Origin of the sequence: Streptomyces sp. AM 2-1-1 (genome assembly GCF_029167645.1) — a bacterium.
Classification (GTDB): domain Bacteria; phylum Actinomycetota; class Actinomycetes; order Streptomycetales; family Streptomycetaceae; genus Streptomyces.
Genome location: NZ_CP119148.1, coordinates 23,793 through 37,988 on the forward strand (window position 1 = coordinate 23,793; position 14,196 = coordinate 37,988).

Here is a 14,196-nt window from a genome sequence, read left to right on the forward strand (position 1 = left end):
AGCCGGCGGCCGGGCTGGGCGACCGGAGCGCCTTGGGGCGGTGGGTGCCTGGCCGGGTGGGCGCGGTGGTGGCGGTCGGTTCGTCTGCGACGGGGTGTGTGGCTTTCCTTCGGGGTGGTGGCCGGACGGTGGGGTGAGGCTGTGCGGCGGTCAGGTGGTCGGCGGGGTGCCGGGGCGGGGGTAGCGGCTGGTGAGGGCATCCAGGCGGGCGCGGATCTGGTCGGTGTGGTTGTGGATCCAGTCGGGCACGAGGTCCTGCCGGTCGCGGGGCGTGTAGTGACTGGTGGTCTGGGCGGGGTCGGCGGCGAGGGCTTTGTCGAGGTGGGCCATCGCGGCGACGAGTTCGGTGATGGCGGGTGCCTCGATGCGGATGACGCGGGCGGCGTGCTCGCAGTACCGGATCTCGGCGGGGCTGCTGGAGGGCAAGAGGGTGGCTCCTTGGTGGCAGGCGGTGGTGGGGCCGGGCGGCCTGCCCGGTCTCCGCCCCGGCCCCGTGGTGCCGGGGTGAAGGGGGCGGGGGCCGGGCAGGGCGACGGGACCGGAGAGGCCGGTGCGCCTGGGTTACTGCTTGTTGCGGTTGCGGTCGCCGAACTGGATGTTGACGTCGCCGCTGCGGCCGAGGAGTCGGGTACCGCCGGTGTCGATCTGCGGGGCGAACACCATCGGCTGCTGTTCGGCGGCCGGGGTGGCGGTGTCCGTGCGGCGGGGTGCGGGGAGGAGGAACCGGCCGGTGAGGGAGAGGCCGAAGAGGATGACCGCGAGGGTCAGGGCGACCTTCCAGAGCATGTCCAGCAGGTCCACGAGTCCTCCGAGGGCGGGGGCGGCGATCCGCAGCGCGGTGGCGCTGCCCAGGGCCATGACGGTGAGGCTTCCAGCGATGAGAGAGACGGCCTTGGCCCAGCCCGGTGTCGCCTCGGTGGGGGCGGCCGGGGCGGGCACGGGGTCGAGGTGGTGGTCGACGGGGCGGCCCCAGGCGATACGGCCGTCGGGCAGCTGGACCTGGACGGCGCCGGGCACCGGCACCTGGTAGAGCGTCAGGGCCGGTGCTGGTGCGGCGGGCTGCCAGATCGCGGTGGGAATGGCGGGTGTGCGGGTGTGGTGGGCGGCCGCCTGGCCGACCGGGTACTGCTCGGTGTTCACGGAGGGCTCCAGGGTGGGTTGGGGGGTCACGGCGAAGGCCGGCCCCGTGTGCGGGGGCCGGCCTTCGCCGTGGTGCGGGTCGGGGCGGGTGGGTCAGGCGGCGGCCATGTAGTCGGCGGCGTGGTCCTGGTGGACCCACGCACCGTGGCCGACGTTGACGACCGGGATGGTCGGGTCGTCCTTCATCCGCTTGAGCGCGGTACGGACCTGTGGGCCGGGCATCCCCAAGCTCTTGGCGATGATCGCCGGGGAGACCGGCTTGCCGTGCTGCTGGAGGAACGCCACGACCTTCCGCCCGGTCGCCGACAGGCCCGGCTTGACCGGTTCGACGGCGGCGGGCACCAGCTCCGGCACCTGCTCGGCCGCCTGGGCGGGCAGCGTGGCCTTCTGGGTGCTCACCGGCGAGGCGGCGGGCGCCGACGGTACGAGAGGCGCGGCCGGGGTGTCGTCGAACCGGTCGGGGTCGTAGGTGTAGCGCTCCCCGGCGTTGCGCAGGCGGAGCATCAGGGCGTGCTCCTCGAGGATGTGGCGGACGAGGGGCAGGGCGTCGATCGAGGCCTGCTCGATGCCCGTGGTGAACCCTTCGTGGGCCAGGCCGTAGGGGTCCTCCACGTACGGGGCGCGCCACATCGCGGTGCGGCTGTCGGGTCCGGCGAGGTAGCCGAGGCCGCCGGTGGACGTGCCGTCTGAGAACTCCTTGGGGATGGCGCCGGGGTCGACGCCGTCCAGGGCGCTGCCGGCGGCCCGCTTCCCGGTTGCCGAGGAACCGGAGCGCAGGACGGCGTTGTTGCCGCCCTGGAGGATGTCGCGGATCAGGGTCTCCCCGCCGAGTTCGGAGGCGTTGGGGGACTGGTTGGCGAGGCGGAACTTGATGCCGACCTTCCGCGCTTCCTTGGCGAGGTCCCCGACGATCTTGACGGCTTCCTCGCCGTACTCGGGGTCGTTGAGGAGGTCGTGCGCCTCGTCCAGGGTGAGCGAGAGCAGCGGGTCGGGGTCGCCGGGGACGAAGAACGCCCGCCCGACGCGGGTTCGGCCCTTCTCGTCGGTCCACTTCATCCGGTTGTAGCGCTCGGACCGCTCGTGCATGATCGCGTGGACGGCGCGCAGCACGACGATCCCGAAGTCGTTGCCCGGGGCGAACACGGCGACGCCGTCGGGCCAGTCCGGCAGGGACAGGCCCTTTTGCGGGTCGATGACGATGGAGCACACCAGCGGGGAGCGGCGCTCGATGCCCAGCAGGGCGTCCAGGAGGCGGGACTTGCCGGAGCCGGAGGTGCCGGTGACGAAGGAGTGCACCGCCCCGGAGCCCGGCAGGAAGAACCGGTAGGAGGCGATCGCCCCGTCGTAGAAGATCCCGATCGGGGCGAGTCCCGTCTCCGGGTCCAGGACGTGCTGCTCGCCGAAGAGGTTTCCGTTCTTGAGCGGGTTCTCGGTGAACACGGTGATTTTGCCCTTGCGGGGGGCGAGCCGCTCCAGTGCGACCAGGTCCGGGTCGTCGATCCCGAGCGCGGACAGCACGTCGTCCATGGACTGGATCTTGAATCCCTTGCCCCGGGGCATGTGGATCTCCGCCGACCAGCCGCCCTTGGCGGTGGCGAGCGGGGAGACCAACTGGCTCTTGGGGTAGGGGCCGTCGGAGACGGCGGCGTACTGCATCCAGTCCAGCATCTGCTGGGCCAGCTCCGGCGCCCCCTTCGCTGCGGGGCGCCTGCCCCACCGCTGCCAGGCCCAGGTGCCGTATCCCGCTGACCACAGCAAGGAGAAACCCCACCAGGGGTTGTCTCCCCACTCGGGGCCGCCGACAGCGGCCATCGTGGTCAGCAGGCCGGCCCCGGTCACCGGCATCGACAGGCCGACGTACCGGTCGAAGCCGCCGGGCAGGGTACGGGCGGGGCGCCAGATGCCGTTCCACTTCACCAGGCCGGGCATCCAGCACCAGGTTCCGGCGGCCACCGCCCCGGCCGCGCCGAGCGTCAGCGCGGTCCGCCACCCGTCACCGGTGGCGGACAGCAGCTCCCCGGCCGGCCCCATGCTCGCGGCCGTCGCCGCGACGGTGAGCTTGCCGCGGTTGTCCAGCGCCCACCGCTTCAGCGTGCGCGAGGACGTCTTCCCGGCGGCGGCCTGGGCGGTGGCCGGGTTGGTCTGGGCGGCGACGAACGCCGCGAGGTCGGTGTACTGCGGGGTGGGGTTCTTCGGGGCGCGCACGGCGGAGATCCCTTCGGGTCAGGGGTGCTGGAGGACAGGGCGGGCACAGGCCCGGTGCTCCCCACCGCCCCCGGAGCACCCCGCTGGTGCGGGGCTCCGGGGGCGTCTGGGCAGCAACGGGCCGGGCCCCGGAGGTTCGCGGGGCCCGGCCATGGGTGGAGCAGCCGGCATGGGGCGGCCGGGGGTGCGGCAGCGTCCTATTCGGCGTTGTAGAAGGTGTTCTTCGCCATCGGGACGTTGGAGTCGTCGACGGCGTCCTGGATACGGCCGTGGTTGCGGTGCGCGGTGCGTGCCGCGCTGGCGGCCTGGGTGACGGAGGTGTCGGTGGCGTTCTTGTACGCGTCGGCGGCGCTCTTCTGGCCGGTGATCAGGTCACCGAGCATGAGCATGTTCCCGACGGTGTAGGTGTCCAGGGCGAGGGCCTTGAGCTCCTCGCCGATGCCGGCCATGCGCTCGGCCATCTCACCGGACCAGTCGGCCAGGGCGTCGACGTCCTCCTGGCGGGACTCGACCTCCGCCCGGATCGTGTTCAGTGCGGCCAGCAGGGCCCGGTGGTTGACGACGTCGTCGATCTTGGAGATCACGCGAGGCCTTCCTTTCAGCGTTCGTAGTAGCCGGCCTGGGCGGCCGACTCGATGGGCGAGGACTGGACGGCTTCGGCGATCCCGCCGTGCGCCTTGTAGGCGGCCTGGGCGGCGGCGGAGGCGAAGTCGCCGGAGTCCTTGGCCCGGCCGCCGTACTGGGCGGCGGCCTGGGACTGGGTGCGGATCGATTCGCGCAGCAGGTCGACCTCACCGCGGGTCTTGTCGTCGACCTCCATGTCCGCCATCTCCGCCTCGATCTGGTCCAGGCGGTTGGACAGGGTCAGGTCGTCGGCGGCGATGGCGAGGGCCTCCTCGGCGCGCATCTCGCACATCGCCCTGACGAGGGTGAGGGCGTTCATCAGGCCGTCCAGGGTGCGGATCTCGGGGATGATCGCGTGCGGTGCGGACATGGAATCTCCGTTCTGTGCGGTATCGGGCACCACCGTCAGGTGGCGGGGCCCGGCAGGCGGTACAGGCCCCGAAGTCGGGTCAGGAACCGGCCCCGGGACGGGGGTGGTGGACGGGGGAGGCGGGGCCGGCACGGTGGTAGCGCCGCTGCCCGGCCCGCCCATGACGTCCGGCTTGCGCGGCTCGGGCACTGTCCCGGCCGGGGGCACCGGGGCGGGGGCGGGTACCGGGCTGACCGGACCGGCGGGGGGTTCGGCGACGGCGGGGGGTTCGGCGACGGCGGGGGGTTCGGCGACGGCGGCCGGCGGGGCGGGCATCGCCGGGGAGGGCGGGAACGGCGGAGGGGGCCCCGCCGCCGCCACGGCCTCCTCCGCCCTGCGCTTCTCCTCGGCCGCGGTCTTCTCCGCTTCGGCCGCTTCCGCCTCGGCCTGGGCGGCTTCCTTCTCGGCCTTGCGCTTGGCGGCACGCTCGGCCATCTTCTGCCGGCGTTCCTCGCGGATCTGGGGCCACCGCTCGCGGTAGCCCTCGCCGATGGCCTTCCACATCACCGTGCTGGTCTCGGTGAGGACCGCGAGCGGCACCGCCGCTTTCCCGCCGATCGTCGCGCTGCGGGGGGCGGCGGCGCTGAACGTGCCGCCCGGCTCGGTGGGGCCGGGCTTGACGGTGCTCTTGCCGCCCTTGGTGCTGCTGGCGGCGACGGTCTTCACCGTCTTCTCAGCGGCTGTGGAGTCCAGGCGCCGGTCGCCGGTGCTGGTGATGGACTCGACACCGCGCGCTCCGGCGTAGGCGATGGCGATGAGGACCAGGAGCTCGATCACGAGACGACTCCTCCTTCTTCTTCTTAGGCGATGCCGAAGGCGCCGGCGACGAGGGTGCCGATCTTCGTGATGACCCAGGCCAGCACTCCCTGGACGCCCTCACCGATCGGCCCGGGGATCGTGGACACCAGCACCGGCAGGACCGCTCCCAGGACGAGCGTGCGGTGCTCGACCTTCCGGGTCACCAGGTCGTTGGCGAACATGAAGGTCACGCCCAGCGCCGGGAAACCGGTGATGATCAGCCCGGTCCACTCGCCGACCGACGACGTCGCCCACTCGTTGAGCGCGTTGACGTGTCCGTTCCACCACTCCCCGGCCGGGGTCGCGACCATCGCCGCCGACGCCGTCGCGATCAGCAGCGCCTGGGCGCGGTCGGTGTGGAGCTTGTTGGTGACTTTGGCCAGTCCGGGGAGCTTCTCCGCGTAGTAGAGGAGCGCGGCCGAACCGGCGCAGGCACCTCCGGCGGCAGCGGTCACAGCGGTTTCGATCATGGTCTTTTTCGTCCTTCCGGGACAGGATCAGGGGTTTGACAGGGCGTCACAGAGCGTCGTATCCTCGCGCGCGCCCGCACGCGCTCGTGCGCGCAGGTACGCGTGGGCGTACGGGTGGAGGTTTTTTCGGCGGTCACAGGGCTTGTCACAGCTCCGGTCACAGCGGCTGTCACAGCCGGGCCGGTTACTGTGCGTGCCGCTCGCGGATCTGGTCCAGCGTGCTGACCACGTCCTCGAAGGCCCGCTCACGGGCACCCGCGGGGAGCGCGTCGAGGGCCTTGCGGAGCCGGTCGAACGCGACTGCGGCGACCATGTCCGGGCCCTGCGCGCGGGCCTCTTCCAGGCGCCGGCCCCAGTGCTCGGCGCGGCGGGCCAGCTTCTCGGCGCGCTTGCGGCGCAGTGGTTTCGACCGTTCCGGCGGGTTGTTCCACGGTGCGGCCGGGTGATCGTTCACGTGTTTTCACCTCCTCTCGGCGGCCTGGGCTCTGCTCTACTTGGAGGGCTGTCGACTGCTTCCGGCAGTCGCAGCGAGGGCCAGCCCGGTTGCTGCGGGCTGGCCCTCACTGGTGTGTGCCGGACGGGGCGGGCGGGGTGGTCAGCGCTGGTCGCGGCGCCGACGGGGCAGGTGCGGGTGGCACCACCAGCAGGCGGTGCCGTGGTCGTGCGGTGCGCGGGAGTGGATCAGCACGTGCAAGGGCTCCTCTGGGCCCGTTTCAGCGGGGTTGGTGGCGGTTTGTGCGGGTGGGCTCAGGGGCGGTAGCCGTCGGCGACGAGCGCGGCGGCTTCGGCGCGGTACTTGGAGGCGGTGTCGGTGGAGGACACGTCGACCGCGTGCTGGACGTCGGCGATCGTGACGCGGGCGCACAGCTCGCGGGTGATGTCCTCCAGGCCCAGGCCGTCCGGGGCGAGGTCGGCGGCGAAGGCGAGGCGGGCGACCTTGCGGACCGCGCGCTCGCGCGGCTTGAGCTTCGCCTCGTCCTCGATTTCGATGGCGCGCCGGTCGATTTCGGCAGCGGCCAGCCGGGCTTCGGCAGCGGCCACCTTCGCTCGCTCGGCGTCGGCGAGGAGGGCCTCGCGGGCCTTGATCTCCTGCGCCTTCAGACGCTCGGCTTCGGCAGTGGCACGGCGCGCTTCGGCAGCATCCGCCTTCGCTTCGTCAGTGGCCTTCTCCGCTTCGGCAGTAGCCCGGGCGGCTTCGGCGATGGCCTGGGTCTCGACCGCTCGGGTCTCCGCGGCGGCGACCTTGTCGGCCTCCTCCATGTCCCTCCGCTTCCGCGCCGCCAGCGCCTCGATGCCGGCGGCCTCGGCGTCGGCCTTGGCCGCCGCCAGGCGCGCTTCGGCGATGGTCTGCGTCTCGATCGCCTGCGCCTCGGCGTCGGCGATCCGGTCGTACTCCGCGGCCTCCGCACGGGCCTTGGCGGCCTGGCGCTTGATCTCGGCGGCTTCGTTGTCGGCCTTGGCCGCGGCCAGGCGGGCCTCGGCGATGGTCTGCGTCTCGATCGCTTCCTTCTCGGCGGTAGCGATCCGGTCGTGCTCCGCCGCCTCCTCACGGGCCTTGGCGGCCTGGCGCTCGATCCCGGCGCGGCGCAGGTCCGCTTCCGCCGCCTTCTCCTGGGACTCGGCGGTCTGGCGGTCGGCCTCCTTCGTGCGGGCACGGGCCTCGGCGATGGCCGCCGTCTCCAGCGCCGCTGTCTCCAGTGCGGCGACCTTCTCGGCGGCGGAGACCTTGGCGTCGGCCTGCGCCTTGGCTTGGCCGGTCTTGCCCGCCACCGCGGCCCGGGTCTCCTCGACCTTTCCCTCCGCGAGGAGCTCGGTGGACTTGGCGTCGGCGTCGGCGACCTTGCGGCGGGTCTCCGCGTTCCGGCGCCGGGACGCGGCCTCTTCCTTGCGCTGCTCGGCGGCCTGGTCCTGCGCGTCGGGCATGGCCAGGGCCTCGGCGACGGTGTAGCCGTAGGGGGCCATCTTCATCGGCAGCAGCTCGTCCTCCGACGCCTTGCCCAGGTCGCCCTTGTGCTTGCGCTTGAGCCACTGCTCGTAGGCGATGAGGTCCTGGTCCCGGCGGATCATCTCCGGGTAGGAGGTGACGCCCCACAGCCGCATCCGCCGGTAGATCCGGGGGGTCGCGAACGGTGCGAGAACCCAGCGGATGAGAGGGATCGAGTCGCGTTCGGCGTGGTCCGGGCGCATGGCCCGGTCGATGGCCGTGCGGCCGAGCTCGACCACCGTGATGAACAGGATCGGGACGACGCCATGGGCGCCGGCCGCGATGTAGTCCATGAACTTCCACGCCTGGTCCTTGGGGGCGCCGGAGGCGGCGTTCAGGACGACGGTCGCGCCGGTCAGGAACCAGACCGGGTAGCGGATCCAGCCGATGGGGCGCTTGAGCCAGGCCATCAGGAGGTCGACGGCGATCATCACCATGATGCCGACGTCGACACCGACCGCGAACAGCCGGCCCTCGGTCAGAGAGCCGAAACGCAGATCGTCATGGGCGAAGGACGCGACGTGCTCGAAGGACAGGTACAGGCCGATGCCCGCGAGGGTGATCGCGGCGATCACGATCACGCCGATCACCCGCTTCTGCGTGCCCGTGATGGACGGCTTGATCGTCTTCCGTTTCGGTGTCCCCGAAACGATGTCGGCCGTAGGCGAAACGATGCCCGGTGTCTCCGAAACGGTGGGGCGCGGGAGCGAAACGGGGGTGTCGGTGGCCGCCGTCTGCGGCCACTCGGTCATGGTCATCAAGACCTCCAGGAGAGGGTGGACGGGCGTGAACGAAACGAATCCGGCTGCCCCCGAAACGACGGCCGGTGGAGACGAAACGACGACCGGTGGAGACGAAACAGGAGCCGGTCTACCCGCCCCGGACACCCCGTCGGGCGGGCCTCCCACCACAGGGGAGACCCGCCCGACGAAGCCCCACGGGGCGGACACGAAACGGGATACGGCTCCCGTCGGGCGGGCCCGAAACGCGACCGGGCGGATGCGAAGGACGACCGGGCGGACCCGAAACTCAGCCGGCCGTGTCCCCGGCGAGCGCCGCGACCTCGCGCAGCCGGCGGATCAGCGGCCGTGTTGGCTGTGTGTCAGCGGACCCAGCGGCCGTCCTTGATGACCTGGCGGCCGTCCTTGAGGGTCAGGCCGGTGAGGAAGGGCGAGAGGGTGGTGCCGTCCAGGGCGCGCCGGGTGTAGTCGGTGGCCCAGACGTCCTCGCCGTCCCGGGACCCGAGGATGTAGACCTTGGTCTCGTAGGCGGGCTCGAGGGCGGCCGCGGCGTTCTCCGCGCGGGACTCGGTGGGCAGCACGACGGTGCCGCAGGAGTCGTTGAAGCCGATCAGGAACAGATCGTGCAGCTCGAAGCCGCGCACGTCCAGGATGGTCAGGACGGGCTCGGCCGCCCCGTGGACGTACACGCGGTTGGGCTGGCTCTTCACCCACCGGCTGTCGGCGAACTTGCTCATGTCGTAGGGCATCAGGGCCTCCTGGATCAATCGGTCCGGGCTGTCCGGCTCCCCCTCACCGCCGCTGCCCGCCCCGCGCACACGGTGTGCGGGGCGGGCAGCAGCCGATCAGGCAACCGTCAGACCAGCTGTCACCAGTCGTTGGTCCAGGCCTCGTAGTACGGGTAGCCGTGGCGGGCAGCCTCGGCGAGCTCGCGCTGCTCGTCGGCTCCGCGCGACCAGATCCCCGCCGCGATGTCGTGGCCCTCGGAGGCGAGCTGGTCGGCCATCGCCTGGTGGGCGTCGGCCGAGCGGGCGTGACAGGCGGCCAGCTTCTGCATCTCGGCGTAGGAGTAGAGCGGCGGGGTGGGCGGGGCGATGTCGCCGATGACGACGTAGGAGTCGATGTCGGCGGCCGTCCAGCGGTCCGGGTCGCCGTGCTGGTCACGGAACCCGTCGAGGCTCAGGGTCTGCTGCATGGGGTGTTCTCCGTCCGGTCAGGGTTCGCGGAGGTGGTGCGGGGGTGGAGGTCGGCGACGGTGTGCCCGCGGTCCCACGCCCTAGCGGCCGCCGTGCTGGCGGCCACCAGGAGCGCGACGGTGACCGGGTGGGCCAGGCCGTGCACGGTGATGGCCCGGACCGCACGGTGCTGCGCGGTCCGGGCCATCCGTATGAGGGGCGGCGGCGTGCTCAGCTCAGTCGTCCTCGCTGGTGGTGACCTGGCCGGAGCCGGAGCACGTCCCGCAGGTCTCCATGACGACGCCCTGGTAGGGGGTGCCGTCGGCACCGACCCGGCTGACCGTCACCATCCGCTGGCCGCTGCCGCAGCAGGAGCCGCACGAGGCGGTAGCCATGGCTACCGCCCGCCCGTCGCACCGGCCGTGACCGGGCTGAGGGCGACGCCGCTGTTCGGCGGGCAGTCAGACCCCTTGCACGACCACCGGCCGCACACCGGGCACGAATCCTCCGCACCCCGCATCGGCAGGAAGCGGGTCAGGCGGAGAACCGGCTGGCGTTCGTACCCGGGGGCCATCGCGGCGAGGGTGCGGCGCGCCCGGCGGCCGGCGGACCGGGCCCGGGTGTCACCGTCGTCGACGAGCTGGCGGACGAGCTGGTGGAAACCGGTGTCGGTCTCGTCGCGCTCGTACCCGCTGCCGTCGTGACCGCTCTGGTCGTCCTCGCGCCTGATGTCGTCGATCCCCGCACGCGGGGCGAGGAATGACAGCAGCTGCGCGGTGCCGGTGCAGGTGCACGTCTCGAAGGATCCGTCGCAGTCCGGGCAGGAGCCCGTCAGCCCCGGGGCCGGGACGGTGAGGGTGAAGGTGGTGGTCATGCGGCGACTCCCCATCCGGTGCGGGTGCGGCGGGCGGTGCGGATCTGGCGGATCTGTGCGGCGAGGGTGCGCAGGCGGTCGGTCTGGGCGGCGGTCCGCAGCGCGGTGCTGCGGACCGTTCCGTACCGGGCGCTGTCCGGGCTGGTGATCGCCTCGGCCCTCAGCTCGGCCACCAGGCGGTCGAGCTCCTGGCCCTCGGTGTCCCGGTCGGCGGCCGTCGCGGCGGCCAGGCGCACGGCCTGACGACCGCGCAGGGCGGCGAGCTCGGGGCCGGTGAGACCGGCGCGGACCATGTCGTCACGGGTCGGCTGGCCGTCACCGTCGCGCAGGGCCAGCTCGGTGCAGGCCGCCCGGGCCGGGCAGCCGACGCAGACCCTGACGGCCTCGGCGCGGCGGGCCTGCCACTCGATGTACGGCTCGCCGTCCTCACGGAAGAACAAGTCGGTGCCTACGGTGGCGCACTCGGCGCCGGCATCGACCGCCGCCTGGAGTACGGCCCGGCGCGTGTGCCGAGCCTGGGTGGATGTCATCCTGTGCATGCGCGTTTTCCCTTCGAGAGAGGGTGAACTGCGAAGACGAACCCTCGGGCCTGTCCGCCTGGGGGTTCGTCGTGTTCTGCGGCCGGATGGCCAGGACTGCTGTACGAGCAGGCCTCGGCCCCGGCCATCCCGAGATCGGGATGGCCGGAGCCGAGGTCGTTCGTCGTCGGAACTCGGGGATCAGACCGAGGTGCGCGCCCAGGCCGGAAAGCGTTTGGCGCATCGCCCGCAATGGGGTCGGCGGGTGATCCGGCACCATCCGGCAGCGACCGCGCTGGTCAGGCTGGACTCGGCGGCACCACAGCGCTCACACCTGAGCTGGCCCGCTTCCGGCTGCTCGGCAGCCTGGCGGGGGACCAAGTGGTCCAGGGGCACATCGGGGCCCTCGGCGGGCTGCGCGCCCTGAGGAACCGCGGCACGCCGCTGGTCGGCCTGCCGCACGCGGTAGAGAACACCGGCCCACTCAACGCGGCGCGTAACCGGCCCACGCTCGTCCCGCCCATGCAAAAGCCGTTCGGTCTGCGGGCTGGCCGGCTTCGGCAGAACCTTCTTGGCCCGGCGGGTGGCGACCGACGCGGACACTTCGGTCCGCTCGGCCAGCTGCTCCTGCCACGCCTCGACCTTGGTGTCGACGACGATGCGGCGGTTGCTGCTGGAGCAGCGGCGGGGGGTGGTGGTGCTGTTGTGGTACGGGGTGGTGTGGTGGGGGACCAGTACCGGCGTGCCGAGGACGCCGGTGATCGGCGTCCAGCACTTGCAGGCCGGGCAGATCACGTGCTCTTTACCTGGTGTCAGGTCGATCTGGCTGGCCGTGAGCTTCGAGGCGAGGATCGCCGGGAGGCTGCTGACGTTCTTCGTGCGGGTCTTCTGGCGGCGCTTGCGGGCCTTGGGCTCCACAGTGGTCGTGGCCATGCGGGACTCCTCCGGTAGAGGCGAGAGGGGCTGCGTCGCGGGTGGGCTCTCCGACCGGCAGGCATCCGACCGGGGTCGGCGTCCTGGCTGATCGGACAGCGCATCAGCGCTGCGACGTGCAACAGGCGACGTCCGGCCTGGTGACCGGTCCAGGGGATTTGGTGGAGCTATCAACCCTGGTCCTCCCCTTCGGGGAGGAGCTTCCTGCGATGGAGAGGCGCCGACCTGCGCTTTCACCAGATCAGCTAGGTTGCAACCAACTTGCGTTGGTGACTTCCTGCGATGACGATGACACGGCAGCACCGCCAACGTCAACAACCAAAGTGAGTTGGATTTTCAACCAGCTCAAGTTGGTTGTTGCGCATGGGATGACGCCATGACAAGCTGCACCCATGGCGAACACGGCGAAATATTTGGAGCTGGCTGAGGAGCTAGCTGCCCGCATCCAGAAGGGAGAGCTCGCTCCCGGAGATCGCGTCAGCACCGTCGCCGAGCTTGCTCATCAGTACGGAGTGGCTCACAACACGGCGAGCCGGGCTGTGCAGACACTCAAAGAGCGGGGCCTCCTGTCGGGTAAACCCGGAGGCACCACGTGGGTACGAGTCCCCCCCGCCCGCACCACTCGACGCAATACCCGCTATCAGGCGGAAAAGGACTTGGTCCTGCGCCCCCTTGAGGAACGTCAGGCTGTAGGCGTCGCCGAATTGGATTCCGGCGTCCCGCTGGCCGCGATGTACGAGGACCAGGTCGACCTTGACGTCGTGCGCGCGAGCCCCGAAGTCGCGGCTGCGCTCAAAATCGAGGCAGGCTCTCTCGTTCTGCGGCGCATCGGCCGCCGGCGCCACCGTCAGCGAGCTGGCATCAGCACATCGGTTTCGTACATGCCGCACGACCTGGCGAGCCGTAACCCTGAACTTTTCGACGCCGAGAATCAGCCGTGGCCCGGCGGAACTCAGCATCAACTCCACACTCTCGGTGTGGAGGTCGACAAAATCGTTGATTACGTGACTGCCGTCATGCCAACGGATGAGGAAGTCGCAGAGCAGGACATCCCTCCCGCCGTGCCAGTCATACAGATCAGAAAAGTGACCTACGCGACCACTGGGCAGATCGTCGAGGTCGCTGACATCCCTCTGCCCGCCGACCGCTCGGAACTCATCTACGAAACGAAGTTGGAGCGTTGGTGAATCGGACGATCAGCGTCATCACAGCCGTCTACTCAGGTGGTGAAAACTACCTCGCCGACGCGGCGCAGTCCGTACGGGAGCAGCGGGACTCCCTGCCCTTGGGGTGGGACGTGCAGTGGGTCGTCCAGGAGGACGGGACCACAGGTTCTCCGCTGCGCGATCTTCCCCCTGAGTCGTGGATCTCGCGCGGACAGGCACGGCGCGGTGGTGCAGCCGTGGCGCGCACGATGGCGCTGCCTCGTGCTACCGGAGAACTGGTCAGAACTCTGGACGCGGACGACCTGCTCGCGCCTGGCGCGCTCGCTCGCGACATTGCCGCACTGGAGGCCCATCCGCAGGTCGGTTGGTGCATCTCCTCGGGGCTTGACCTCCTCCCTGACGGCACTACTGTGCCCGGGCCGTATGACCCGCCCGAGGGACAACTGACCTACGAGGAACTCCTGTCCGCGTACGACGCGAACCTGTTCTCCGTACTCGGAACGCACCTGACGGTCCGAAAATCTTTGCTTCATGCACTGGGCGGCTGGCCTGCCCTGCCGGCGTGGGAAACGGTCTCGATCGTGCTGCGATGCGCTGCCGTCAGCCCTGGGTGGATGATCGCCGCACCTGGCGGCCTCTATCGCAAGCATGCCGAACAGACCACGGCGCGCTCGTCCTACACGCAGACCGCGGACTTTGCCGAACTGCGTTCACTCGTGAGGGCGCAGGCTGAATTCCTGCGCACGACCGGATGGCGTTGGTGCCCGAATCCCGTGGAAGAGTGACCTATGGCCGTCCCGCCTGACGGGCGAACCGTTTCCCGTTCACCGTCTGGCGGGCGCAGCATTCCGGGCACCTCGGACGCTTCTCGAATTCGTCCCGCAGTTCTGTCGGGTCGTGCGGTTAGGCTGTGCCCAGAAGTGATCCATAACGACGAGAACCCCAGCGACCGGGCCTGGTCTGCTGGGGCATCTCGAACGGGGCTAAGCCTCGTTGGGCGACACACCTTGATGGGAGGTGCTCGTGGGATGAAGGCTACCCGCCGACGCGGAACTACACGCGCCGCTTCGCCGTTTCTCCATCGCGCTCACGCCATCGGGTGCGCCCCTGCGCATGCTGACGCCAACCTCCGTGTTCAGGGGGTTGGGATGACCTAGCCA

17 protein-coding genes are annotated in these 14,196 nt (G+C 71.0%); 2 read left to right on the plus strand and 15 right to left on the minus strand.

Features of this window, described 5'->3' with window-relative positions; genetic code table 11:
• Positions 1 to 150: 150 nt before the first annotated feature.
• The 15 genes from PZB77_RS30890 to PZB77_RS30960 all read right to left on the minus strand — a co-directional run bounded on the left by PZB77_RS30890 (position 151) and on the right by PZB77_RS30960 (position 11,870).
• Positions 151 to 426, minus strand: coding sequence for a hypothetical protein (locus tag PZB77_RS30890; protein ID WP_275496324.1), 276 nt, complete (start codon positions 424 to 426; stop codon positions 151 to 153).
• A 135-nt stretch (positions 427 to 561) separates the two neighbouring features.
• Positions 562 to 1,140 (minus strand): hypothetical protein, encoded by a 579-nt coding sequence (locus PZB77_RS30895; protein WP_275496325.1) that lies wholly within the window; start codon positions 1,138 to 1,140, stop codon positions 562 to 564.
• 93 nt (positions 1,141 to 1,233) lie between these two features.
• Positions 1,234 to 3,345 carry a hypothetical protein gene (locus PZB77_RS30900; protein WP_275496326.1) on the minus strand — a complete coding sequence of 704 codons (2,112 nt, stop codon included), beginning with the start codon at positions 3,343 to 3,345 and terminating at the stop codon, positions 1,234 to 1,236.
• A gap of 197 nt (positions 3,346 to 3,542) precedes the next feature.
• Complete coding sequence (locus PZB77_RS30905) at positions 3,543 to 3,929, minus strand: hypothetical protein (RefSeq protein WP_275496327.1); 387 nt, start codon at positions 3,927 to 3,929, stop codon at positions 3,543 to 3,545.
• A gap of 14 nt (positions 3,930 to 3,943) precedes the next feature.
• The gene (locus PZB77_RS30910) at positions 3,944 to 5,155 is read right to left on the minus strand and encodes a hypothetical protein (protein WP_275496328.1); all 1,212 of its coding nucleotides are present in this window, start codon (positions 5,153 to 5,155) and stop codon (positions 3,944 to 3,946) included.
• 23 nt (positions 5,156 to 5,178) lie between these two features.
• Complete coding sequence (locus PZB77_RS30915) at positions 5,179 to 5,646, minus strand: hypothetical protein (protein WP_275496329.1); 468 nt, start codon at positions 5,644 to 5,646, stop codon at positions 5,179 to 5,181.
• A gap of 184 nt (positions 5,647 to 5,830) precedes the next feature.
• Positions 5,831 to 6,100 carry a hypothetical protein gene (locus PZB77_RS30920; RefSeq protein WP_275496330.1) on the minus strand — a complete coding sequence of 90 codons (270 nt, stop codon included), beginning with the start codon at positions 6,098 to 6,100 and terminating at the stop codon, positions 5,831 to 5,833.
• A 293-nt stretch (positions 6,101 to 6,393) separates the two neighbouring features.
• Positions 6,394 to 8,388 carry a DUF2637 domain-containing protein gene (locus tag PZB77_RS30925; RefSeq protein WP_275496331.1) on the minus strand — a complete coding sequence of 665 codons (1,995 nt, stop codon included), beginning with the start codon at positions 8,386 to 8,388 and terminating at the stop codon, positions 6,394 to 6,396.
• 344 nt (positions 8,389 to 8,732) lie between these two features.
• Positions 8,733 to 9,119, minus strand: a complete 387-nt coding sequence (locus PZB77_RS30930) for a hypothetical protein (protein ID WP_275496332.1) — start codon at positions 9,117 to 9,119, stop codon at positions 8,733 to 8,735.
• 119 nt (positions 9,120 to 9,238) lie between these two features.
• Complete coding sequence (locus PZB77_RS30935) at positions 9,239 to 9,565, minus strand: hypothetical protein (protein WP_275496333.1); 327 nt, start codon at positions 9,563 to 9,565, stop codon at positions 9,239 to 9,241.
• On the minus strand, positions 9,550 to 9,753 hold the full coding sequence (locus PZB77_RS30940) for a hypothetical protein (protein WP_275496334.1): 204 nt from the start codon (positions 9,751 to 9,753) through the stop codon (positions 9,550 to 9,552). The genes PZB77_RS30935 and PZB77_RS30940 overlap by 16 nt, the downstream gene beginning before the upstream one ends.
• A 28-nt stretch (positions 9,754 to 9,781) precedes the next feature.
• Positions 9,782 to 9,940 carry a hypothetical protein gene (locus PZB77_RS30945; protein ID WP_275496335.1) on the minus strand — a complete coding sequence of 53 codons (159 nt, stop codon included), beginning with the start codon at positions 9,938 to 9,940 and terminating at the stop codon, positions 9,782 to 9,784.
• 2 nt (positions 9,941 to 9,942) lie between these two features.
• Entirely contained in the window at positions 9,943 to 10,419 is a 477-nt protein-coding gene (locus tag PZB77_RS30950) for a hypothetical protein (RefSeq protein WP_275496336.1), read from the minus strand.
• Entirely contained in the window at positions 10,416 to 10,958 is a 543-nt protein-coding gene (locus PZB77_RS30955) for a WhiB family transcriptional regulator (protein ID WP_275496337.1), read from the minus strand. The genes PZB77_RS30950 and PZB77_RS30955 overlap by 4 nt, the downstream gene beginning before the upstream one ends.
• A gap of 180 nt (positions 10,959 to 11,138) precedes the next feature.
• Positions 11,139 to 11,870, minus strand: coding sequence for a hypothetical protein (locus PZB77_RS30960; protein WP_275496338.1), 732 nt, complete (start codon positions 11,868 to 11,870; stop codon positions 11,139 to 11,141).
• Positions 11,871 to 12,262: 392 nt separating this feature from the next.
• Between PZB77_RS30960 and PZB77_RS30965 the strand changes: the two genes are divergently transcribed.
• Both PZB77_RS30965 and PZB77_RS30970 read left to right on the plus strand, forming a co-directional pair.
• Positions 12,263 to 13,057 (plus strand): GntR family transcriptional regulator, encoded by a 795-nt coding sequence (locus tag PZB77_RS30965; protein WP_275496339.1) that lies wholly within the window; start codon positions 12,263 to 12,265, stop codon positions 13,055 to 13,057.
• A complete protein-coding gene (locus tag PZB77_RS30970) occupies positions 13,054 to 13,821 on the plus strand; it encodes a glycosyltransferase (RefSeq protein ID WP_275496340.1) in 768 nt (255 codons plus the stop codon). The genes PZB77_RS30965 and PZB77_RS30970 overlap by 4 nt, the downstream gene beginning before the upstream one ends.
• Positions 13,822 to 14,196: the final 375 nt, after the last annotated feature.